The organism is Bradymonas sediminis (assembly GCF_003258315.1).
Classification (GTDB): Bacteria; Myxococcota_A; Bradymonadia; order Bradymonadales; family Bradymonadaceae; genus Bradymonas; species Bradymonas sediminis.
This window is the reverse complement of sequence record NZ_CP030032.1, coordinates 691,217-713,046: the sequence shown is the minus strand read 5'-3', so window position 1 is coordinate 713,046 and position 21,830 is coordinate 691,217. Positions and strand designations below refer to the sequence as shown.

The 21,830-nt window shown below is 62.4% G+C and carries 18 protein-coding genes; 11 read left to right on the top strand and 7 right to left on the bottom strand.

Features of this window, described 5'->3' with window-relative positions:
* Window positions 1-48: 48 nt before the first annotated feature.
* Entirely contained in the window at window positions 49-1,548 is a 1,500-nt protein-coding gene (locus tag DN745_RS02665; RefSeq protein ID WP_111331922.1) for an HD-GYP domain-containing protein, read from the top strand.
* 249 nt (window positions 1,549-1,797) lie between these two features.
* On the opposite strand, the gene DN745_RS02660 is transcribed toward DN745_RS02665, so the two are convergent.
* Window positions 1,798-2,853, bottom strand: a complete 1,056-nt coding sequence (locus DN745_RS02660; RefSeq protein WP_111331920.1) for a transposase — start codon at window positions 2,851-2,853, stop codon at window positions 1,798-1,800.
* Between the two features lie 601 nt (window positions 2,854-3,454).
* Here DN745_RS02660 and DN745_RS02655 point away from each other — a divergent pair.
* From DN745_RS02655 to DN745_RS02610, 10 genes are all read left to right on the top strand, one after another.
* The gene (locus DN745_RS02655; protein ID WP_111331919.1) at window positions 3,455-3,814 is read left to right on the top strand and encodes a hypothetical protein; all 360 of its coding nucleotides are present in this window, start codon (window positions 3,455-3,457) and stop codon (window positions 3,812-3,814) included.
* Between the two features lie 70 nt (window positions 3,815-3,884).
* A complete protein-coding gene (locus tag DN745_RS02650) occupies window positions 3,885-5,222 on the top strand; it encodes a hypothetical protein (RefSeq protein ID WP_111331917.1) in 1,338 nt (445 codons plus the stop codon).
* Window positions 5,223-5,367: 145 nt separating this feature from the next.
* A complete protein-coding gene (locus DN745_RS02645; RefSeq protein ID WP_111331915.1) occupies window positions 5,368-6,585 on the top strand; it encodes an amidohydrolase family protein in 1,218 nt (405 codons plus the stop codon).
* Window positions 6,586-6,920: 335 nt separating this feature from the next.
* Window positions 6,921-9,071 (top strand): ATP-dependent DNA helicase RecG, encoded by a 2,151-nt coding sequence (locus DN745_RS02640; protein ID WP_111331913.1) that lies wholly within the window; start codon window positions 6,921-6,923, stop codon window positions 9,069-9,071.
* Complete coding sequence (locus DN745_RS02635) at window positions 9,068-9,907, top strand: CAP domain-containing protein (protein WP_111331911.1); 840 nt, start codon at window positions 9,068-9,070, stop codon at window positions 9,905-9,907. Before DN745_RS02640 ends, DN745_RS02635 begins: the two co-directional genes overlap by 4 nt.
* Window positions 9,908-10,045: 138 nt before the next feature.
* Entirely contained in the window at window positions 10,046-10,615 is a 570-nt protein-coding gene (locus DN745_RS02630; RefSeq protein WP_111331910.1) for a CAP domain-containing protein, read from the top strand.
* Between the two features lie 13 nt (window positions 10,616-10,628).
* The gene (locus DN745_RS02625) at window positions 10,629-11,180 is read left to right on the top strand and encodes a CAP domain-containing protein (protein WP_111331908.1); all 552 of its coding nucleotides are present in this window, start codon (window positions 10,629-10,631) and stop codon (window positions 11,178-11,180) included.
* Between the two features lie 64 nt (window positions 11,181-11,244).
* On the top strand, window positions 11,245-12,396 hold the full coding sequence (locus DN745_RS02620) for a hypothetical protein (protein WP_111331906.1): 1,152 nt from the start codon (window positions 11,245-11,247) through the stop codon (window positions 12,394-12,396).
* Window positions 12,396-12,953, top strand: coding sequence for a DUF1415 domain-containing protein (locus DN745_RS02615; RefSeq protein ID WP_111331905.1), 558 nt, complete (start codon window positions 12,396-12,398; stop codon window positions 12,951-12,953). Before DN745_RS02620 ends, DN745_RS02615 begins: the two co-directional genes overlap by 1 nt.
* Before the next feature lie 108 nt (window positions 12,954-13,061).
* Window positions 13,062-14,504, top strand: a complete 1,443-nt coding sequence (locus tag DN745_RS02610; RefSeq protein ID WP_111331903.1) for a dihydrolipoyl dehydrogenase — start codon at window positions 13,062-13,064, stop codon at window positions 14,502-14,504.
* Between the two features lie 66 nt (window positions 14,505-14,570).
* On the opposite strand, the gene DN745_RS02605 is transcribed toward DN745_RS02610, so the two are convergent.
* The 6 genes from DN745_RS02605 to DN745_RS02580 all read right to left on the bottom strand — a co-directional run bounded on the left by DN745_RS02605 (window position 14,571) and on the right by DN745_RS02580 (window position 21,818).
* Complete coding sequence (locus DN745_RS02605; RefSeq protein ID WP_111331902.1) at window positions 14,571-15,533, bottom strand: metallophosphoesterase family protein; 963 nt, start codon at window positions 15,531-15,533, stop codon at window positions 14,571-14,573.
* A complete protein-coding gene (locus tag DN745_RS02600) occupies window positions 15,530-17,674 on the bottom strand; it encodes an EcsC family protein (RefSeq protein ID WP_111331900.1) in 2,145 nt (714 codons plus the stop codon). The genes DN745_RS02605 and DN745_RS02600 overlap by 4 nt, the downstream gene beginning before the upstream one ends.
* Before the next feature lie 182 nt (window positions 17,675-17,856).
* Window positions 17,857-18,756, bottom strand: a complete 900-nt coding sequence (locus DN745_RS02595; RefSeq protein WP_111331898.1) for a hypothetical protein — start codon at window positions 18,754-18,756, stop codon at window positions 17,857-17,859.
* 153 nt (window positions 18,757-18,909) lie between these two features.
* Window positions 18,910-19,899 (bottom strand): hydroxymethylglutaryl-CoA reductase, degradative, encoded by a 990-nt coding sequence (locus tag DN745_RS02590; protein ID WP_204355073.1) that lies wholly within the window; start codon window positions 19,897-19,899, stop codon window positions 18,910-18,912.
* A gap of 182 nt (window positions 19,900-20,081) precedes the next feature.
* A complete protein-coding gene (locus DN745_RS19155) occupies window positions 20,082-20,831 on the bottom strand; it encodes a DUF7107 domain-containing protein (protein ID WP_133621718.1) in 750 nt (249 codons plus the stop codon).
* A gap of 81 nt (window positions 20,832-20,912) precedes the next feature.
* Complete coding sequence (locus tag DN745_RS02580) at window positions 20,913-21,818, bottom strand: hypothetical protein (protein WP_162687407.1); 906 nt, start codon at window positions 21,816-21,818, stop codon at window positions 20,913-20,915.
* Window positions 21,819-21,830: the final 12 nt, after the last annotated feature.

The window sequence follows — 21,830 nt, the reverse complement described above, 5'->3', positions numbered from 1 at the left end:
TCTTAGATTCATACGGTTTGCCCTCAGAACCTGCCTCATAGGAAGCCCATGAGCGACGAATTCAACGCAGCGAATAGCGACAATATGACGCCTGATTTTGGCGCGGAGGCGGCCGCGCCGGCGCTCGACGCCGCGCTTGCCCAACCCGGCCAGGTGGACCTTCGCGACCCGCAGGTTTTCGGCAAGATCTTTATCGGCAGCATCTATAAGATCCTAAAGGTCGCCTCGATCTATAATATCGACCATAACCAGACGCGCCTGGCGATCGACGAGTTCATGCAGAGCTTCGCCGAGGCGGTGACCTACGCCGAGAACGGCGCGATCTCGGTGGTCATCCGCGACGAGTTGGCGGTGGTCAACGGCGAGACGCTCAAGCTGCGCCGGCGCGAGCAGACCCGCCATAACGAGCTGCGCGACCTATTCGCGGCGGCCGACATTCGCGGATTGCTGCTGGCGCGCGGGCTGGGCACCGAGCATATGGTGCGGTTTCTGAGCGCCCTGAAGGCGGCCTCGGCCACCGACGGCCCGGGCAATATGGTCGGGGTCGAAGTCCCAAATATCAATATCGAGCACGGCTCGCCGACCCGCTCGCTGCGCGAGGCCATCGCCGACGTCAATAAGTCGATGTATATCGCGCATATGTATATCCGCGGGCTGGTCAAGACCCGCAACGCCCACGACACCGTGCGCGACCGCCAGACCGCCGACATCCCCACCGGCGTCATCCGGCGCATCATGCAGTCGGTGACCGGGCTTCTGGGCGACGAGGACTTCACCATCCTGGGGCTGCTGCCGCTGCGGCTGGTGCCGCCGGACCTGAGCTCGCATTCATTCAACTCCGCCATCTACGCGATGCTGCTGGCCGACCGCCTCGGCCTGGACGCCAACACGGTGTCCTATGTCGGCATGACGATTATCTACCAGGACCTCGACCGCCTGATGGGCGTCACCGTGGGCCGGCGCGACCACGACGAGCCGCTGACCGACAAGCAGCAATTTCAGTCCAACCTGCGCGACGTCGCCCAGATGCTCGAGCGGGTGCGCGGCGACGTGGTCTCGACCCTGCGCGTGCTCCTGGCCTATGAGCGCGGCTGCGACTTCGACCGCCCCATCGGCCGCCCGTTCTACCGCGCCGAGCGCCACCTGCATCTTATCACGCGCATCATCGACATCTCGCGCGCCTACGACCTGCTCATCCAGGGCCTGCAGGGCTATAAGCAGCGCCGCCCCGACCTGGCCATCCAATATATCCAGAGCCGCGCGGGCATGTCCTTTGACCCCACGCTGGTCGACCTGCTGGTCTCGACCTTGGGCATCCACCCCATCGGCACCACGGTGCAGTTGAGCAGCGGCGAGAACGCCATCGTCATCCGCACCCCGGCGCCGTCATCGGACCCGCGCCGCCCGGTCGTGCGCCTTTTGGACCGCGCCAACCCGACGGTTATTGATTTGTCGGAGCCGCGCTTTGCGGATATCGAGATCGCTCATTCCATCGATCTGGACGCGGACGAGATTAACGCGGCGTCGGGTATTTTCTTGTTGACGTGATGGTTGGGGGTCTTTTGCTGGTTCGCGGCGTTTGCTGGCTATGAGTCTGATTCACCCGCCGGGCGAGCCGGCGGGGGTCTTTGCTGACGGCCGGTCTCGGTGCAGAATCCCGTAGCGGCAACCGCCCCCGGCGGGCTTGCCCCGCCGGGCGAGCCGGCGGGGGTCTTCTGCAGGTTCGTGGCGAGGCCTGCGAGCGTGCAACCGCCCCCGGCGGGCTTGCCCCGCCGGCGCAAAGGACTGCGGGCCAGCCTATCGACAATTTAACCGAATCGCCCCCAAATTATATTGCCCGAAAGTCCCGACATAATACGACGGCTGCCATAGCGCGTCCTGGCGCAGAAAATAGGCGAGGTTATTCATATAACACAGGGCGATCTCCGCGGGGGATTGGTCAATCGCCCCGCGAAGCGCGATGTGCAGGTGGTCGAAAACCACCGCGAGCCGGGAGATCTGATGCCCGCGGGTGGCAGCAACCCGAAGACATCCATCCCGAAGCATACCTAAACGACGCGCGTCGAGGATCCGAATTCGATTGCGCGTTACCAGTACAAGGTGGAGGTTATACCAATAGCGCCCCGCGTTGCTGCAGGTCGGCATCGCGAGATCAACCGTCGAATCAACCACTGTAAATTGTTGCAAAAACACGTTGCTACGTGGGTCGGCGAGGGGCTCCTTGCGGGCCTGATTCGCCACATATCGCTCAACAACGGCCTGGATATTATTGCCGACGCTAACCATGGCGACCTTGCGGCTAAACTTCACGCACGCCTGCCGCTGTCGCATTGCGTGGTCCAGGCGCCCCTTCATTCGGGCGGTGAATAATACCGGCGAGACACTCGGTTTGACGCTGCTCAGCATCCTTACCTCTCGCGGCGAATACGCCCGCTCCAGCAGGCGAATCCCGTCAACTTCCCACGCATCACGAAGATCCGCGATCGCCGGCCCTTCGAGTTCAGGCAATGCGGTGTTCATAGAAGGCCAGCCGAGCCAACTATAATATAATCGATAAGCACATTTGGTACGTTCAGGGGTGTAATACGGTTCGATAGACATGGCGTGGCGCTCCAGTTTGGATTGCCGACGACACAGCGAAGCCTTCTTCAGGCTTCGTCGAGCGGTGGGGTGCTGGGAGAAACTTCGATAGAGCAAAACTTTACGAGAAAAGACGTTGGGCGGCCAGTGACGTTCCCGCCGGGCGAGCCGGCGGGGGTCTGCTGCTCCGTGACGCTGGTTGGCTGCCATCTGCTGCTGCTCCGTGACGCTGGTGACGCTCCCGCCGGGCGAGCCGGCGGGGGTCTGCTGCACCGTGACGTTCGCTGGCTCTCAGTCCGCTTCACCCGCCGGGCAAGCCGGCGGGGGTCTTTGCTGACGGCCGGTCTCGGTGCAGAATCCCGTAGCGGCAACCGCCCCCGGCGGGCTTGCCCCGCCGGAGCAAAGGACTTCGGGCCAGCGAGGCCTGCGAGCGTGCAACCGCCCCCGGCGGGCTTGCCCCGCCGGCGCGACAGACTCCATGCCAGCGAGGCCTACAACCGCGCAACCGCCCCCGGCGGGCTTGCCCCGCCGGAGCAAAGGACTTCGGGCCAGCGAGGCCTGCGAGCGTGCAACCGCCCCCGGCGGGCTTGCCCCGCCGGTGCGACAGACTCCATGCCAGCTACGCCTACGACCGCGCAACCGCCCCCGGCGGGCTTGCCCCGCCGGCGCAAAGGACTGCGGGCCAGCGAGGCCTGCGAGCGTGCAACCGCCCCCGGCGGGCTTGCCCCGCCGGTGCGACAGACTCCATGCCAGCCGGGCGAAAAGTTGAACCGCATCTCTGATTCGTGCTAGGCAAGCCGCTCATTCAAAATGCTTTGGCCGTTCAACGTCAGCGTTGAGGACTTGGCCAGGCTTATTATCCTACGGAGAGCTTATGACTTACGCACGATGCCGGGCGCGCAGCGCGGGGCTGTGGCTAGGTGTCTTATTATTTCTGGCGGCTTCGGGCTGCGTCGACCTGGAAGGGTCGCGCGCCGACAACGGCTCCGCCAATTCAACCTCGGGTGCCGAATCCACCGGTCCCCACGGGAACAACTCCCAATACGAAACAGAGCGAGCAGCGCTGGATAATACAGCCAAGTTCAGGCTCACCGCCGAGGTCGTCCCCGGCGGTCACGTTTCGGTGAGCAATCACTTCGTCTTGTCGGGCAGCGTGGACCCTGGCCTCACCAAAACGACGAGCTCCAGCCCGCACTTTAGGCTCACCGGCAAAGCAATGACCACGGATCCTTGAGCCTGTCAAAATGCGCTCATTGAACACGATGTTTTACCCAATAAATATTGATACTTTGAAGGATATACCGATGAAACTCGGCAAGTCGCTCGCGCCCCTATTCGCCCTATTATTCTGCCTCGGGTTCTCCCAAAACGCTCAGGCCAATGTCCCGCATACGATGACCTACACCGGGCAGCTCAACGCGCCGAACGGCGCGCCGGTGGTGGGCGTCGTGAACAGCACATTTCGCATCTATGACGCCCCGACCGGCGGCAACGGCGTCTGGGCCGAAAACTATTCCGGGATCAACGTGCAAAACGGGGAGTTCCGAGTCCAGATGGGTACGATGATGCCGCTGGAGCCCGTCTTCAACGGCGAGCCCTATTGGCTTGAGATCACCATCCAGGGTGAGACGCTCAGCCCGCGCACGCCGCTTGAGACGGTGCCCTATGCCTTCCGCGCCAACGACGCCAATACGGTCGGCGGCCACACCGCAGCCGATCTCATCAACGCGGCCGGCGGCGGCACCGCGGCGACGACCTCCTACGACAACACCACCTCCGGGCTAAACGCCACCGACGTCCAGGCCGCCCTGGACGACCTCGCCGCGCGCGTCGCCGCGCTTGAAGCGCTCACCCAAGATATGGAGCGCACGACCATTAACAACAAGACGGCGGTGACCTTCACCGGCGTCAACTTCCACGTGCGCAACGGCACCGGCACCACGGACGGCCCGGTGAATGGGCTCGGCAACCTGGTCGTTGGCTATGATGAGGCATGGCCCTCTGGCAATACCAAGACCGGCTCACATAATATTATCGTCGGGATAAGACACGACTATACGAGCTTCGGCGGTTTTGTTGCGGGGCATAGCAATGCGATTACCGGTGAATATGCCAGCATTACTGGCGGCGCAGATAACACAGCATCGGGCAACCAATCCTCGATCAGTGGCGGCGCAGGCAACACATCATCAGCCTATAGCGCGTGGGTTGGAGGCGGTGCAGTTAATACAGCATCGGCGCAGTCGAGCGCCGTTTGTGGCGGCATTTCAAATACAGCATCAGGTTTGTACTCTTCGGTAAGCGGAGGCAGGGAGAACCAGTCTACTGAAATGCACGCCTCGGTCAGTGGCGGCTGGAAAAACGTAGCGTCCGGGGAGTCTTCCTCGGTTAGCGGTGGACGATTGAACACCGCCAGCGGCTTCTATTCCTCGGTGAGTGGTGGATATAAGAACGAAGCCCAATACTCTTCCGCTTCGGTCTGCGGAGGCTCAAATAATATCGCATCGGGATCCAACGCCACGGTCAGTGGGGGAGTCCAAAATACAGCCGATGGCAACTCTTCTTCGGTGAGCGGTGGTTATAACAGAACGGTCTCCTCATGGGCGGACTGGCAAGCGGGTGGGCTATTCCAGAACCAATAACCCTCACGCCCACAGAACAATTGCTTAAGCGCTAACGCGCCTCGCCGCCCCTCACGCCCATGAGGGGCGGCGTTTTTATGCCCACTTTCACAGCCCGACCGCGCCGTGTAGAATCACGCCCAAATGACTTCCGCCCGGAGCCCCTATGCACCCCAACACCCACACCGCCGCCCTCAGCCTGCTCCTCGCCGCCGCCCTGATGGGCTGCGACAAAAAAGCCCCCGAACCCGCGAAGACCCACGTCGCGACCGCCGCTCAGACCAAGCCCGAGCCGGCCGCCGCGGGGCAATCCGAGTGGAAGGCCAGCGACACCCACGCGCATCTGTCGCCGGCGGCGTATTCGCTGGCCATTAAGGCGATGGATCAGAGCGGCATTTTTCGCATGGTGAATATGAGCGGGGGGTCGGCGGCGGAGTATCGGGCGGCAAATCTGGGCATGGCCGATACGTATTCGGGGCGCTTTGCGCTCTTCTTTAACCTGGACTGGCGGCGGGTGAACGAGCCGGGCTTCGGCGAGGAGATGGCGCGCGAGCTGGAGGCGGCGGTGCGGGCCGGGTTCGCGGGCGTCAAAATCTCGAAACACCTGGGGCTTGGGGCGCGCGACGCCGCCGGGGAGCTCATCAAGATCGACGACCCGCGCTTTGACCCGGTCTGGGCGAAGGCCGGCGAGTTGGGGGTGCCGGTGGGGATTCACACCAGCGACCCGAAGGCGTTTTTCGAGGAGCCCACCCCCGAAAACGAGCGCTGGGATGAGCTTAAGCTCGCCCCGAGCTGGAGCTTTTATGGCGATGAGTTTCCGTCGCGAAAGGCGCTGCTCGACGCGCGAAACCGCGTCATCGCCAAGCACCCGGACACCACGTTCATCCTGCTGCACCTGGCCAATAACCCCGAGGATATCGACGCGGTCGACCAGCTCATGGACACCTACCCGAATACGGTGGTGGATGTGTCGGCGCGGCTGGCCGAGATCGGGCGCCACCCGGTCAAAAAGGTGCGCAAATTCTTCGCCAAGCACCAGGATCGCGTGCTCTTCGCCACCGACCTGGGCCTGCAGGCGCGCCCCTCCCCGCAGGGGATGGAATACCGGGTGACCCTGGGCAGCGTGAGCGACGAGCCGCCCAGCCTCGACGATATCGCCGGCTTCTATGACCAGCATTGGCGCTATTTTGAGTCCGACGACAAGGCCATCGACCACCCGATTCCCATCCAGGGTCGCTGGAAGATCCATCCGGTTCACCTGGAGCAAAACCTGCTCGACAAGCTCTATTTGACCAACGCCGAGCGCCTGATTTTTGCGCCCTGGCTGGCTCGGCGCGCGGCCCGGCGGGTCGCCGCGCAGGCCAAACGGGTCGCCACGCCCTGAGCGCTGTTCTGAGCGGGCGCAAACGGTCACGGACCGCCTGCACAAGGCTCGCTGAGCCCAATCCGACGGTCTCGGACCGTCTGAAGAGGCTCGCCGACCCAAAACACACGGTCTCCGACCGATTCCGGAGGCTCGCCGAGCCAAAACACACGGGCGCCGACCGGCTCCGGAGGCTCGCCGAGCCAGAACACACGGGCGCCGACCGATTCGGGAGGCTCGCGACCGCTCAGAACCACCTACCCCAAGGTCCGCCTCATCGCCGGATTCCTCTGGTATTCGCCACCCAATTAACCAATAATTAGATGTGACCACACGCCCTTAACGACAGCTCAACCATGACGATACCCGGTCGCTTCAACCTGACCTTCGAGACGCCGCCGACGCTCAAGCTCACCGCGCTGAGCGGCATCGGAAAAAAGACGGCCGAGCGCCTCGTCGAGCGCGGGATCACCTCGCCGAGCGATGTCCTCCTATTTATCCCGCGCAAATATCGCCCGCTATATCGCCACGTGTCGGGGGCCGAGATGCTGCGGCTGAACGCGACCCATGTGGAGTTCTTTGGCCAGGTCGTGCGCGTCAATATCCCCCCGCCGCACAGCCGCGCGCCGGTCGAGGTCACCGTCGAGGTCGACGGCCAGGCGTTTAAGCTCATCTGGTTCAATATGAACCGACGCCATTTCACCAACCTCTTCGACATCGGCCTGTGGCTGCAGGTCGAGGGCAAGGTCGACTGGGAGCGCGGCGGGGCGTCGCTGGCGCACCCGAATTTCGACGTCATCGGGCGAAACGAACCCGAGCACCCCGCCCCGCAGATTCGCCTGGAGCCGGTTTATACCTCGATGGAGGGTATCCGCGACGCCGCGATGCGCGGCGCCCTGAAGGACGCCGCGGCCAAATTATTGCCGCTGGCCGTCGATATCATCCCCGAGCGAATCCTGAAGCAATACGATCTGCCGAGCATCAAGGACGCGTTTGAGACCATCCATATGCTCAACGGGCGCGGCGAAGACCAGGGGGTCGAGGCGTTCCGCGAGGAGCTCACGCGCGCGCGTAACCGCCTGGTTTATGAGGAGTTTTATACCCTTCAGCGCAAATTAGCCCAGGACTATGTCACCGAGCGACGCGCCGCGCGCGCGCCGCGCTGCACCGAGCGCGACCTGGGCCGCGAATTCGTGCGCGCCCTGCCCTACACGCTTACCGGCGACCAGCGCGCCGCCATCGCGACCATCGCCGAGGACCTGGGCCGGCGCGCGCCGATGCGCCGCATGCTCCAGGGCGACGTCGGCAGCGGAAAGACCGTGGTGGCCTTTATGTCGGCGGCCATCGCCATCGGCAGCGGCCACCAGGTCGCCATGATGGCCCCCACCGATATCCTGGCCAAACAGCATTTCCGCCGCGCCCTTGAGGTCTTCGAGGGTCTGCCGATCGAGATCGGCGTGCTCACCGGCTCGCAGCCGGCCAGCGAGCGAAAGGCGGTGCTCGAGCGCCTGAAGGCCGAGAAAACCACCGACAGCCGCGGCCCCCAGATCGGCGAGCAGGACCTGTTTGCCCCGGCCGCCGCGGCCGGGGCGGCCCGGCGCATCGACCTGATTATCGGCACCCACGCTCTCTTCCAGGCCGACGTCGCGTTCGACTCCCTGGGCCTGGTGATCATCGACGAGCAGCACAAATTCGGCGTCGAGCAGCGCCGCGACTTGCTCCAAAAGGGCCAGGACCCGCACCTCTTGGCCATGACCGCCACGCCCATCCCGCGCTCGCTGGCCCACGCGGTTTTCGGGGACCTGGACTTAAGCGTGATCGCCGAAAAACCCCCGGGGCGAAAGCCCATTCGCACCTTTTTGCGCGACCGCGCCGCCGCCCCAAAGGTCTATCAATATGTGCGCGATCGCATCGTTGAGACCGGCGAGCAGGCGTATTTTGTGTACCCCATGGTCGAGGCGAGCGAGGCCGTGGCGGGGCGCGAGAACGTGACCGACTCGGCCGCGGCGCTGGCCAATGGACCGTTTAAAGACCTGCGCGTGGGCGTGTTGCACGGGCGCATGGACGCCGCGGCCAAAGACCGCACCATGCAGAAATTTGGCGCCGGCGAGATCCAGGTATTGTGCGCGACCACGGTGGTCGAGGTGGGCATGGACGTGTCCAACGCGACGATAATGGTCATCGAGAGCCCGGAGGTCTTCGGCTTAAGCCAGCTCCACCAGTTGCGCGGGCGCGTCGGGCGCGGCAGCGCCGACTCGATGTGCATTTTGCTCGCGGGATTCGCCCTCACCGACGACGCCCAGCAGCGCCTCGACTCCTTCGCCAGCACCGAAGACGGCTTCGCGCTGGCCGAAGTTGACCTCGAAATTCGCGGCCCCGGCCAATTTTTGGGCGTCCGCCAGGCAGGGATGCCAGAATTTCGTTTTGCCGATATACTCCGTGATATCAAACTCATCGAATGGGCGCGCAGCGACGCGCGAAGAGAACTCCTTGGAGACGCCGGATGAAACCAAGCACGATGACCCGCCCCATGCTCGCCCTCCTCACCGCCCTTTTACTCGCCGGCTTCCAGGTTGGTTGCAGCGACGACGCGCCCCTGGAAGACAAAACAGCCACCTCCCAAGAAGACGACGCGACCACGACCGACGCGGGTCACTCACCGGGCGACGCGCAGACTGGCGATGACACCCCGGACTCAACCACGACTCCCGCCGCCGACGCCGGCGCGCCCCCCGACACGCACACCGGCGATAGCGGCGGCGACATCCCCGACACCACGCAAGAAGAACCGGACGCCACCGAGCAACCGCAACCCGATACCTCCGGCGAGCCCGATACTTCCAGCGAACCCGATTCTTCCGGCGAGCCCGATACGGGCAGTGAGCCGGATGCTTCGAGCGAACCCGATTCTTCCAGTGAACCCGACACCTCCGGCGAACCCAGCTCTAACTGCGCCACCGGCATCGTCCAGGACCTCTTTGCCCTGGTGAACGCGTCGCGCGCGGCCGAGGGGCGCGGCCCGTTGAGCTGCGACGAGGGCCTGGGCCGCGCCGCCCAGCTCCACGCCGAGGATATGTGCGCCCTGAACTATTTCTCACACACCTCGGACGACGGTCGCACCTTCGACCAGCGCATCCGCGCCCAGGGCGTCAGCGCCGGGGCGATGGCCGAGAATATCGCCGCCGGCAGCTCCACCGCCGCACAGGTCCACCAACGCTGGATGAACAGCCCCGGGCACCGCGCCAATATTATGAACGGCCAATACCAGCGCATGGGCGTTGGCTTTAAGCCCTGCAGCAGCGCGCAATACTCCCATTATTGGGTCGAGACCTTCGCCGATTAATTTCGCCCCAAAGAAGGATTTGAAAACACAAACGCGCTATAACCTGCTATAAGGTTGTGGCGCGTGGCTCACCTCCCCGCGCATTTGCCAGAAACACACCTCCTCGATTTACCCTCATCATATCAAAGAGATTGTCCCATGCTCGACCTGCAAAAAACCCACCTGCAAATCCTGCTCTGCGCGCTGGTCTTTAGCCTCGGCGCGACCGCCTGCGGCGACGACGACACCGACACCACAGGCGACAATATCACTGAAGCCGACGCCGGCCACGACGCGGGCGGCGACGCCGGGGACCAGGACGTCGCCGACGCCGAGGAAGACACCTGCCTGACCAAACGTGCCGCGCGCGTGCTGGAGTTGACCAACGAAGCCCGCGCCGCCGAAGGACTCGGCGCGCTGGAGTGCGACCCGGGGCTGACCGAGTCGGCCCAATTGCACGCCAAAGATATGTGCGACCTGGACTATTTCTCCCACACCTCGGCCGACGGACGAACCCTCAAAGAGCGCGTCAACGCGGCCAATGTGCAGTGGCGGATGATCGGCGAGAATATCGCCTACGGCCAGTCCAACGCCGCCGAGGTCCACCAGGCCTGGATGGACAGCCCCGGACATCGCGAGAATATCTTAACCGAGGGCTTTGGCCGCCTGGGCGTGGGCTATTATTTATGCGACGGCTACCCCTATTGGGTGCAAAACTTCGCGGACTGATTCGGCTATCCCCATGAAGAACACCTCCACAAGCCGGCGCCGCGCCGCTCCTGCCGCGCTTATCATCCTCACGATGCTGAGCGCGGCGGCCCCGCAATTTGCCTGCGCCCCGATGGGCGCGGTATCAAACGAGGAGCAAGCGATTCCGCGCACCCACACCAGCGGTGACCCGCTGGCCGCCTGCACCTCCACGCGCAACCGCGACGTGGTTAAATGGACCAATCAGGCGCGAAAAGACGCCGGTCAGCCCCCAGTTTATTGCTCCCCCGAGCTCGACAAGATCGCCCTGAAGCACGCCAATGATATGTGCAAAAAGGGCTATTTTTCCCACACCTCCAAAGACGGTCGCACCATGGAGGATCGGGTCAACGAGGCGGGTTTTGAGTTTCGGGCCATCGGCGAAAATATCGCCATGGGACACCCCACCCCGGCCGAGGTTCACGCCGGCTGGATGGACAGCCCCGAGCACCGCAAAAATATCATTCGCCCGGTGTTCTCGCGCCTGGGCGTCGGCTACGCGCCGTGCAATGGGCAGCCGATCTGGGTGCAGAATTTCGCGAACTGATCTGTCCTGCCAAGCGCCCACCCAGACTTGACAGGCGGCGATCGCCGGGCCCCAGAGGATGCAAATGACCGTGCCCCCCAACGAGCCAACGCCCGACCTACCGCGGGTCTTTCGAGGGCTTAACGAGCTTAGCGCGTCCACCTGGGCCTTCGCCCCGCTCATCTATTTGTTCCCGGCGATCATCGCTCAGAGCTTCACGCTCGTGGCGGCGCTGCTTGGCGCAAACCTCGTCGTCGCCCTCGGCAATCGCTACCGCTGCGAGGTGAACGCGACCGGGATCATTCTGACCCGACAGGTGCTCTTCTTTTGGCCCATCGAGCGCCGTGAGTATAAGCTTGACGCCAATTTTGAACTCTACGAAGCATGGGAAAGTACGCGCCCCGAAGGTGTCTTTATCGCAACATCAGGGACCCCCGAGCCCGAGAGCGATGTCTTTGGCCCCTATTTTTCGCTAGAACGCCAGACGCGGCTGTGCGAGCAATTAAGCGCCGTCCTCCACCAAGCTCGCAGCCTTTCTCCGCAGCCCTCCTCGACGCTGCACTCCACACCACTCACTCCACATGCCGACGCACTTCAAATCACCGCCTGGTGTTTTGATGGCCGCCCCAAAGCCGCAAGATCTACGCAGACTTTTGAGCTATTCGGAGTCAAAATTCCCGTCGACTCGCTCCTTCATTTTGATGAGGGTTATTTCGGGCGCTGGCGAGATCCGCGGCGCGAAGATATTCTCAACGCCATAGATTGCGCCGAGGCGACCGAACTCCCCTGGGGGCTGCAGATCCAGAAAGGTGCGCGGCTTATCTTTCGAGAGCACTACAAAATCGTCGGCGTCCAAGGCGGCTTCGACGCGCCCATTAAACTCGAGGAGCGACGGGTTGACGGGCAGCAGGCCATCTTTTTTGACCGCGATGGCAAGATGGTCGAATATACCCTCGCTGAACCCGTGACCATCCCCAGAGTCGGCGTCCTGCCGCCGGGGAGCACCGTGGTGCACGACCCGTCGGCGCCCTGGGAAAAGACGTCGCTGGTGCGCATCGCGGGCCCAACCGATATACAGGGTCTTAGCTACCAGGCGGGCGACACGCTCTGGTTGCGCAAACCCTGGCATATTTCGCGCTGGACCTTTGGCCTCTGGCGCCCTCAAATAGAGCTTGAATCGCTTCGGGTTGACCCGGTATTTCATGACGTCACGAAAGCGCGAAAAAAGGACCTATAATGCCCTCGACGCAGAGCCCCGAGCATATCGAAGAGAGAGTCCGCCGCTGGGTCGAGGACGCCGTCATCGGCTTAAACCTCTGCCCCTTCGCGCGCTCGCCCTACACCCGCGATCAGGTGCGCATCAGCATCGTCGACTGCGAGGATTTCGAGGACGTATTGCGCCAGACCTTCGACGAGGTCGACGTGCTATTGAGCGCCTCGCCCGAGAAGATCGTCACCACGCTTGTCGTGGTGCGCGGCGTGCTTGGCGACTTTGATGACTTCGTCGACGCCATCCACGCCGTCGACGAATTGCTCGAGCAGACCGGCGCCGCCGACTATCTGCAGCTCGCCCATTTCCACCCGGACTACCAATTCGACGGCACCACGCCCGAGGCGCTGGAGAACTTCACCAACCGCGCGCCCTTCCCTATCCTGCACCTTCTTCGCGAAGACGAGATGAGCGAGGTCATCGCGCGCCACCCCAACCCGGGCGCCATCCCCGAGCAAAATATCGCGCGCCTCAACGCCCTCGGGGCCGAGGCCATCGCCGAGATTTGGCGACGCTTTCAATAAGCGAGCGCCTCACTAAATTATTTAGGGCCTTGAATTCTAGCAGCGGTGCTTAACATATCCGCCTGTCTTGGATGACTCGATATACTAAAGCTGTTTTGGAGGTCTTTGATGAAAACCCGCCAGGTAGATATCGCAATTATTGGGGCCGGCACCGCCGGATTGAACGCGAGCCGCGAGGCACACCGCGCCGGCAAGAGCTGGGTGATTATCGACCCCGGCCCCTACGGCACGACCTGCGCGCGCGTCGGCTGCATGCCCTCCAAATTGCTGATCGCGGCGGCCGAGCGCGCCCATACCATCGCCGGGGCGGCCGAGTTTGGCATCCAGGTCAATGATTGGAAGGTCGACGGCCCCGCGGTGCTCAAGCGTGTGCGCAGCGAGCGCGACCGCTTCGCGGGCTTCGTCAAAGAGACGGTCGAATCCTTCGACCCCGAGAACCTGATCCGCGCCCGCGCCCGCTTCAGCGGCCCGAACACCCTCATCGTCGACGCTAAGGACGATACGATTGAGGTAAAGGCCAAGGCCATCGTCATCGCGACCGGCTCCAGCCCCTGGACCCCGCCGCAGCTTGAGGGCGTCGCCGATGATGTGCTGACCAGCGACGAGATCTTCGAGATGGAAGACCTCCCCGCGTCGATGGCCGTCTTCGGCACCGGCATCATTGGGGTCGAGATCGGCCAGGCGTTCGCGCAATTGGGCGTCGCGATTGAGTTCTTCAACCCCTTCGAGGATATCGGCCGATTCAGCGACCCGAAGGTCGTCGCCGAGACCCACCGAAGCTTCGACGAACAACTCACGATGCACCTGAAATCCGACGTCAGCGCGGTCGAAAAGGTCGACGGCGGCTTCCGCATTGAATGGACCGACCGCGACGGCGAGGCGCACACGCGCACCTTTGAGGCCATCCTCAACGCCACTGGCCGGCGCGCGAATGTCTCAGACCTGGACCTCGAGAAGACCGGCATCCCCCTCAACGAGCACGGCCTGCCCATCTCAAGCCCGCGCACCCTGCAATGCGGCGACGCGCCGATCTTCATCGCCGGCGACGTCAGCGGCCACCGCCCGCTTTTGCACGAAGCCTCCGACGAAGGCCGCATCGCCGGCGCCAACGCCCTGCGCTTCCCCGACGTCCAGGCCTATATCCGCAAGACCACCTTAGAGATCGCGTTCACCTCGCCGCAGATGGCCATCGTCGGCAACCGCTGGGCCGACCTCGACCACGACGAGGTGGTCAGCGGCGAAGTCTCCTTCGCCAACCAGGGCCGCTCACGCGTCATGGGCGTCAACGAGGGTCTGGTGCGCCTGTACGCCACCAAACAGGACTGTCGCCTGGTCGGCGCCGAGATGTTCGGCCCGCGCATGGAACATATGGCCCACCTGCTCGCCTGGGCCATCCAGCAGAACACCACCGTCCCCGAATTGATCGCCATGCCGGTCTACCACCCTGTCTTCGAAGAAGGCCTGCGCACCGGCCTGCGCGACCTCGCCAAAAGCCTGCGCATCGCCGGCCATTGCCAACCCCAGGACCGCGGCGAAGGCCCCGGCGTTTAAGCCAACTTCCCCCACCACCACCGGGGCCAGACCTTGAAGGTCTGGCCCCCAAATGAACGCAAAAAATCAATTCGCCAATCCGAGCAAATGAACCACGCGCGTCTCGCCCAAGAGGTCGATAACCCGCACATAATTCACCCGCTCCCCCAACGTCGAACTTCCACCATTCATCACCAAAATATGCCCCCGCCGCGTCCCCGGCCGCTGAAAGCGATGATGATGCCCGTGGAGCATCACGCCGATATTCTGAGCGCGCGCGAGTGACAAAAACGCGTCGGCGTCAAAGAGCGCCTTCATCGTGCCGACGTGGTCTTCGCGAATCCAGGGAAGCTGCGCGACGACCGCCTCGGCCGCCTGATACGACACATGATGGTGCAGCACGCCGACGCGCGCCCGCGCGGCGCCCGAGGACCCAAGCTGGTCGGCGAGTTGACTGAGTTGGACCTGGCCGAGCATGCCTTCGGTATAGCAATTGCTGCCGATGCGAACGATCTTCTCCAGCGTCGCGCGCTGCTCCACCGGCAATCCCGCCATGCTATCGACGAGGACGAACTCCACCCCGGCGTGCATCTCGACCCGCGGATACTGCCCGAAGACGTCGTAGAAGGCGCCCTCGCCGTCGGGCTGAATGACATCGTGATTGCCCGGGACCACGCACCACGCCATCCCGCAATCCTCCAGGAGCCGACGCGCGTGCTCCAGGTTGTAGCGGTCGCCGGGCACGTGAACCAGGTCGCCCGAGACCACGACCACGTCGACCGCGGCCTGCTTCAAATGGCAAAGCCAGCGGCGAAAGCAGCGAATCTCGTTGCTCCCGCTGCCGATATGCAGGTCGGTCAGATGCGCGATGCGCACCGCCCCGGCGAGCTTATGCGCGAAGGCGCGGCTCAAATCAACCTCGCCCGTGTCCGTTATTTTGGGAGTCTTACACCTTCGACAATAGGGGATATAGAGGTAGTGGTCGGCCCCGCATTCCCGACATTTTGCCTGCTGCTGAATCGAAAAATCGCGCGTGTGAATCCACCTCATCGACGCGCCTCGCCGGGCTCCGCTGGCAGCAATCCCATAAGCGCGTTGCGCGCCGCGATATGAATGGCGGCGTCCACGATTTGCTCCACCAGCGCGTAGGTGGTCACGCCCGAATAGAGCGCGCCGGCGACCGGGATGAACTTGCCGGCGGCGCTCTGGCTGAGCTCGAATCCGCACAGGCGCGCGATATAATGAATCGAATATTCGGCGGCGCAGCGCGCGTCGCCGCGCGGGGTCGACCAGAGGTGCTTGCTGAGCGCCGCCGCCCCGTAGCTCACTCCGCCGACGCTAACCTGTGAGAGCACCCCGCGTTTTTTGCTGCTCAAAAACGCGATCAGCCCCTCGCCGCCGTCGCTGGAGCAGCCGATGGTGAACGCGTCCAGGGCGAATTGGAATCCCTCGCAGGTGTTGACGTCGATGCCAAAGATCGCGCCCACCCGGGCGATCGCGCGAAAGGCCAGCAGCAGCGTGGTGCTCAGGTCGGCCGCGCCGCCCAGCACCATCGCGAACCCGGGCGGCAGCAAGCAGGTCGCGGCCGACACGGCCGCCGCGCCCCCTCGCATATACATCGTCTCCTTGCGCGCAAAACCCATCAGCTCGGGGCTCACGCCGGCCTCGGCGCGACGCCTCGCCCCCTCTCGGCGCAGGTCGCTTAAGTCCCCGGTGAGCCAGGCGCTGCAGCCAAAGAGCTTGTGGAAGGTCGCCGCGATCGACTGCTCGATCATCGGCAGATCCGACACGATGCTCGCGAGCCCCGCCAGAGGCGCGGTGATGACGTCGACCGCGGTGTCAAAAAGGTCGGGCGCCTCGCTTGAGAATCGCCGGTCAAACCACTGAATCACCGCGTCGCGCGCGTGCTTCTCGGCGTCGCGCCCGTCGATGCGCTCTAAGGCCCTATTTTGCGCGTTGAGCAGGGTGTAGGGGTCGCTCTCGACCAGGAACCGCTGCAGGTCACCGCGCACCGCATGCAGCGGCGCGCCGACGCCGACAAAGCGCGGCAATTGCAGGATTTTTTCGACAAATTCTTCGGCCCGACGGGTCGTGAAATTTGTCTGCACATAGAGCAGCGCCAGATGCGAGGCCGCGTGGCGCGACGGGTGATGCTCGCGAATATCCTTGGGATCCGCCGCCCTAAACTTCGTATTCGCCTTTTTGATATTGGGTAAAATCGCGCCCCACACCACCGGGTCATAATGGGCGGTGACCACGGACTCGGCGAGCCGGCGGGCGTGGTGCGGCTGGTCGGCGCTCAGGGCCTGGGCGATCTGCGCGTCGATCTCGCCGAGCTTCGGCCCGGCCTTCGCCCACTGATAGGTCTCCTCATAGGGCAAGTCCCAGACGCGCCGCTCAAGAACCTCGGTCAACGCGCGCGGCGCCTTTTGCTGTGCGGCCACCCAGCGGATCACCTCGCGCGCGTGGATCTGAGCGTCGCCGGCTTTGACGTAGATCTCGGCCAGGCGGCGCAGCGCCTCGGCCGCGCCCGTGATCCTCTCTTTGCTCGAAAACTCCCCGGCCCCGAGCACCTGGTCGAGGTGGTCTTTTCCGGTCTGGATCAGCACCACAGCTTCGAGCGTCTCGCGCGCAAGATACGCATTTTGGGCGCCAAGCTGCGCCTCAGCCAGGTCCAAAATCGTGCGCCCATCCCCCAGCGCCTGCGCCCTATCGGCGGCGCCAAAGAGGTCGACGAGCGCCGCCGAGTCGGTCTGCCAGGGCGCGTAGACCAGATAATCCCAGCATAGTTGCGAGAAGCTCGCGTCGATATCGCGCAGCGGCCACACAAACGCCCCGACGAGGTGCAGGACGTCGGGCGAGGTGGCCCCGTCCTCCATCGCCCGATCGCACAGAAGTTGGGCGGCGCGCAGCACAAAGGGCGGCGCCTGCTGCGCGTTTTGGAAGAAATATTGAGCCGCCCGCGCCGAATCATCCGGCGCAACGCTCAGCCCCTTGGCCCACTCCGCGATCAACGCGCGCCAGCTCATCTCAATCCGCTGGCGCTCCTCGCGCGCAAGCTCAACGTCTGGGACGCTTAAGGTGGGCGCGCGCTGCACCCGAAACTCGGCTTTTGCCCACTCCGACCACTGCGCAAAATCGGCGGGGAGCGCCGGGAGCGCGGGCAAACTCGCTGGGATGGCATGACTCATAGCGGGTCCTTGGACGGCGAGGTCTTCGTTTCGCTCCCCCCCTGTCGAGGTATCAAGCGTGCATTTATGCACATAATCTATACCCCGTCCCCCAAGCGCCCAATTGCGTGATCTAAGCCATCGAAAGCAACGCCGCCTCGCTCAAGCCCAAAACCCATCTTTTCTCGACGGGGCGCCGGGCCTTATTGAGCGCAGAACTCGGCTCGAATCCCGTCGAGTTTGACCAGGCCATTGGCGGCTTCGAGCGGCGTCGTGTCGCGCATATAGACCATATATTGCTGGCCATCGACGGCCTCGATCGGCAGATAACTATACCAAAAAGCGCCGTGCTCCCCATGCGCATACTCACGGCGATACCGACGCAGTGTATTCGCCGCCTCACCGCTCACCAATACCCCGTTACCCGCGCAATAATGGTCGCCCGCTTCAAAGGCGTGCGCCCCAAGATCGAGCCCGGCCGGCGCGGGTTGCACAGGATGCTCACGGTTCTGCCTGAGCACGCTCTCAGGCACCACCTCAGCCAATATCCGCACATCACTCCGGACCGGCTCCCCCCGCTTTGCCAGCTTCCCCATCCAACTGCGCACATTTTGGTGAATCTCATTTCGCTCACCGCTCCCACAGCCGCCCGAACATGAGAATGTGGTATTGGGCATCCAAAAGGTGGCCGCACCTCCATCATTCGCAGGGTTTTCTTGAAAGCCTTCCTGATCCCAGCGCTGCCACTCCACCACCGACAACTCATCTTTGAGCTCTGCTTCCTGCTCCGCGCTGAGCTCGCCGGTCGCCACCTCGCTCCACGTATTATCCGAGACGCCGTCGTCCTCCCGCGGAAACGCCCAATAGCGGCACTGCCCGTCGACATATAAGAAGGAAGACCCATTCTCGGACATAAGCTTGTGGCCGGGCGAAATCATGCCACCTCCCCCGGTGCGATAAGCCAGGCGGATATCTTCGCTGCCGTCACATAGGGTGACGTCGTCCAGGCAGCCGTAGCTCGCGCTTAGAAGCCCCAAAAGCAGGGCCGCGCCGCCGAGGCGTCGGGTGATGGCGATGGCGTTGCGACTATTCAATGATTTCATGCTTCGGGCCCCCAAATGGTGGTAATTTAGTTCGATATGCGGGGCAGCATGTCAGCTCGCTATGAGGACTTCAACAAAAAACGCCACCCTCGCAATGAGGATGGCGTTCTTATAGCTGATCTCCCTGCCAGACCTTGAAGGTCGGGCTCCCCATCAGGAAGCCCGTAGCTCCGCCAGAACCTCGACCGCCTTGCTGACCTTCACCTCACCACTGGCGATGATCGCGTCGATAACGAGCTGCATCTCATCGGCCGTCGCGCCGGCGGTCGCCGCGACACTGCGCGCATGCAGCGACATATGGCCGCGCTGGATGCCCTCGGTCGACAGCGCCTTGAGCGCGCCGAGGTTCTGGGCCAGGCCGACCGCGTCGATGACTTCGGCGAGTTCACGGGCGCCGTTGATGCGCAGGATTTTGTGGGCGAGTTGGACGGTGGGGTGCAGCTTGATCGGGCCGCCGACGGTGCCGACCTGCATCGGGACTTCCAACTCGCCGACCAGGTGCTCGCCGTCGACATACCAGATGGCCATCGGGCGGTATTGGCCGTCGCGGGCGCAATAGGCGTGGGCGCCGGCTTCGACCGCGCGCCAATCGTTGCCGGTGGCGATGCACACCGAGCTGATGCCGTTCATCACGCCCTTATTGTGGGTGGTCGCGCGGTAGGGGTCGCGCTCGGCGAATTGGCTGGCGTGCTCGATGCCTTCGGCGACCTCGCGGCCGGTGAAGCCGCGCCACGCCAGATCCGCGAACGGGATGCGGCAGGTGGTGCGCACCAGGCGGCGGTCGGCGAGGTTGGAGAGGATGCGCAAAAAGACGGTGCCGCCGGTGAGCTCTTCGATGCGCGGGGCGATGCCCTCGGCCATCGTGTTCACCAGGTTTGCGCCCATGGCGTCGACCGCGTCGATATGAAGATGGACGACCAGCATCTTGCGATAATTGCCCTGGTCGAGCAGGCGCACCTCAAGCTCTTTGGCGCCGCCGACGCGGGCGACCATATTCGGCTCGAAGGAATTCGCCAGGCCCAGGAGCTCGGCGCGGGCGTCGAGGATGGCGAGGCGCGCGGCATCGGTGGCGCGGGCGGCCCCACCCCACTGCGGCCACATCGGACATTCGGCCGGCTGCAATGTGCGCTTCGATAACGGCAACGTCGACCTGCGTGCGTTTGGCGTGGTCTTTGTGCGCTGATGGGTAGGGCGATGAGTTGAGAAATAAAGCCGCCATCCTCGCAATGAGGGTGGCGGCTCTTTTACAAAGACGAAGTCCCGTCCAAAATACGAGTCAGGGCATCCCTGCCCTGATTCAACGCAAAGTGGCGAAATCGAGTCCGTTACGGAGAATTTATACCGGTTTCGAAGTCTTCCGAGGAATCATCAGCGTTGTTACGCAGTGTGTCCATTAAATCGCCCATAGCGACCGTGGGAGTTGGAGCCTCGATGCGCTCGATAGGATTTGCGTCCATGATGGCTTGTTCTTCTTCTTCGCTGAGTACAGGTTCTGCGCCAGGTTCTATACATTTTGCCGTCATCTCCTCGTTGCCCCGAACACCCGTCGAATATCCGCTAAGAATGCAGAGTTCGTCTTGCGCGCAATCATTCTTGCTCTGGCATTCGGTGTCTTCAGCCTTCACGCAATGCTCGAGAGCGCATATCTCGGAGCCGTCGCAATCGCGGTCGGTCATACAAGGACCGCATTTACCGTCGTTACATGCACGCGCCAGGCCACAATTTGCTGATTCGGAGCATGGAGGCTGGAGATTTATATCGATCCGCATGCCCTGCCATTCCTTAGAGTCGCGCGGAAAGTACTCAGGAGGTGGGTCGATACCTGGTGGACGCGAATCCGAATCCATTGTGCCGGCGATTTGCATTTGGGAATTTGAAAATCTTTTTGTAGGTTTGGATGTGTTGTTTTTTGGTAAACGATTTTGTTGAAGTTTATCGGTAGAGATGGTCTGAGTAAATTGTTTGGCTGGAGCGGGTTTGAAGGCGTCCCAAGTCCAGCGAATTAGCACCCCGGCGAGCACACATACCAACACCATTAAGAGGATAAATACAGGTCGGATGCGTCGATTATCCATGAATATGTCCTTATAAAAACAGCCCAATAGCCTTAAATGAATGTTTATTGAGATTTCATCATCTCTCCAAAACCGTCATTCTCAGTCGGGGCATATTGAGGTGGAAATACCTTCGAGTTGAACGAGTCCGTTGTCACCTTCGGGTGGCGTGGTGTCGCGGACATAGACCATATATTTCTGTCCGTCTGCGGCCTCGAGGGGTAAGTATCGATAGTCAAAATTTCCGTATTTTCCACCGTAATATTCACGGCGATAACGCCGCAACGTATCGGCGACGTCACCAGTCACTAGGATTCCGTCGCCAAAACAGATGTTATAGGCATCACCAAAGGACACAGCGTGCTCTCGAAGATCAATATCCTCCGGTACGGGTTGAAGAGGATTTGGAAGGGCTTCATCGGGCATTATTATCGCGGCCACACGCACCGCGCCCTCGACAGGATCACCTTGTTCAGCGAGTGTCCGAATCCACGTGCGAGTATTTGTGTAGATTTCTTCTCTTAAATTGCTCCCACAGTCTCCCGAGCACTGAAACATCGCCATTGGAGTCCAAAATGTGGCCGTACCTGCGTCGAAGAGACCGGGCTCATGAAAGTGTTTTTGGTCCCAAGCCTGCCATTGTATCACCGACAAATCGTCCTTGAGTTTTGCTTCCTGGCCCGGGGTAAGTTTGCCCGTCACGACGTCACTCCAAATGCTATCAGAACTTCCGTCATATTCTCGCGGAAAAGCCCAGTAGCGGCACTGGCCGTCGAGGTACAAAAATGAATATCCATTCTCGACCATAACTTGTTCTCCGGGTGGAATACGACCCACTGAGCTTTGCATGCGATAGGCTAGGCGGACGTCGTCGCTGCCATCACATAATATAATGTCCTCGTAATCGGGTTCGCACCCGTAGTTAAATAGGAGAACCGCAACGAGTGAAGCCAAAAACGTTAATTTTATCGATATATAGACAATTCTTTGATGGCGTCGAGATTTCATTCAAGCCTCTAA

Coding starts and splice junctions, on each gene's coding strand:
- DN745_RS02665 (WP_111331922.1), top strand. CDS start 49: ATGAGCGACGAATTCAACGCAGCGAATAGCGACAATATGACGCCTGAT.
- DN745_RS02655 (WP_111331919.1), top strand. CDS start 3,455: ATGACTTACGCACGATGCCGGGCGCGCAGCGCGGGGCTGTGGCTAGGT.
- DN745_RS02650 (WP_111331917.1), top strand. CDS start 3,885: ATGAAACTCGGCAAGTCGCTCGCGCCCCTATTCGCCCTATTATTCTGC.
- DN745_RS02645 (WP_111331915.1), top strand. CDS start 5,368: ATGCACCCCAACACCCACACCGCCGCCCTCAGCCTGCTCCTCGCCGCC.
- DN745_RS02640 (WP_111331913.1), top strand. CDS start 6,921: ATGACGATACCCGGTCGCTTCAACCTGACCTTCGAGACGCCGCCGACG.
- DN745_RS02635 (WP_111331911.1), top strand. CDS start 9,068: ATGAAACCAAGCACGATGACCCGCCCCATGCTCGCCCTCCTCACCGCC.
- DN745_RS02630 (WP_111331910.1), top strand. CDS start 10,046: ATGCTCGACCTGCAAAAAACCCACCTGCAAATCCTGCTCTGCGCGCTG.
- DN745_RS02625 (WP_111331908.1), top strand. CDS start 10,629: ATGAAGAACACCTCCACAAGCCGGCGCCGCGCCGCTCCTGCCGCGCTT.
- DN745_RS02620 (WP_111331906.1), top strand. CDS start 11,245: ATGACCGTGCCCCCCAACGAGCCAACGCCCGACCTACCGCGGGTCTTT.
- DN745_RS02615 (WP_111331905.1), top strand. CDS start 12,396: ATGCCCTCGACGCAGAGCCCCGAGCATATCGAAGAGAGAGTCCGCCGC.
- DN745_RS02610 (WP_111331903.1), top strand. CDS start 13,062: ATGAAAACCCGCCAGGTAGATATCGCAATTATTGGGGCCGGCACCGCC.
- DN745_RS02605 (WP_111331902.1), bottom strand. CDS start 15,533: ATGAGGTGGATTCACACGCGCGATTTTTCGATTCAGCAGCAGGCAAAA.
- DN745_RS02600 (WP_111331900.1), bottom strand. CDS start 17,674: ATGAGTCATGCCATCCCAGCGAGTTTGCCCGCGCTCCCGGCGCTCCCC.
- DN745_RS02595 (WP_111331898.1), bottom strand. CDS start 18,756: ATGAAATCATTGAATAGTCGCAACGCCATCGCCATCACCCGACGCCTC.
- DN745_RS19155 (WP_133621718.1), bottom strand. CDS start 20,831: ATGGATAATCGACGCATCCGACCTGTATTTATCCTCTTAATGGTGTTG.
- DN745_RS02580 (WP_162687407.1), bottom strand. CDS start 21,818: ATGAAATCTCGACGCCATCAAAGAATTGTCTATATATCGATAAAATTA.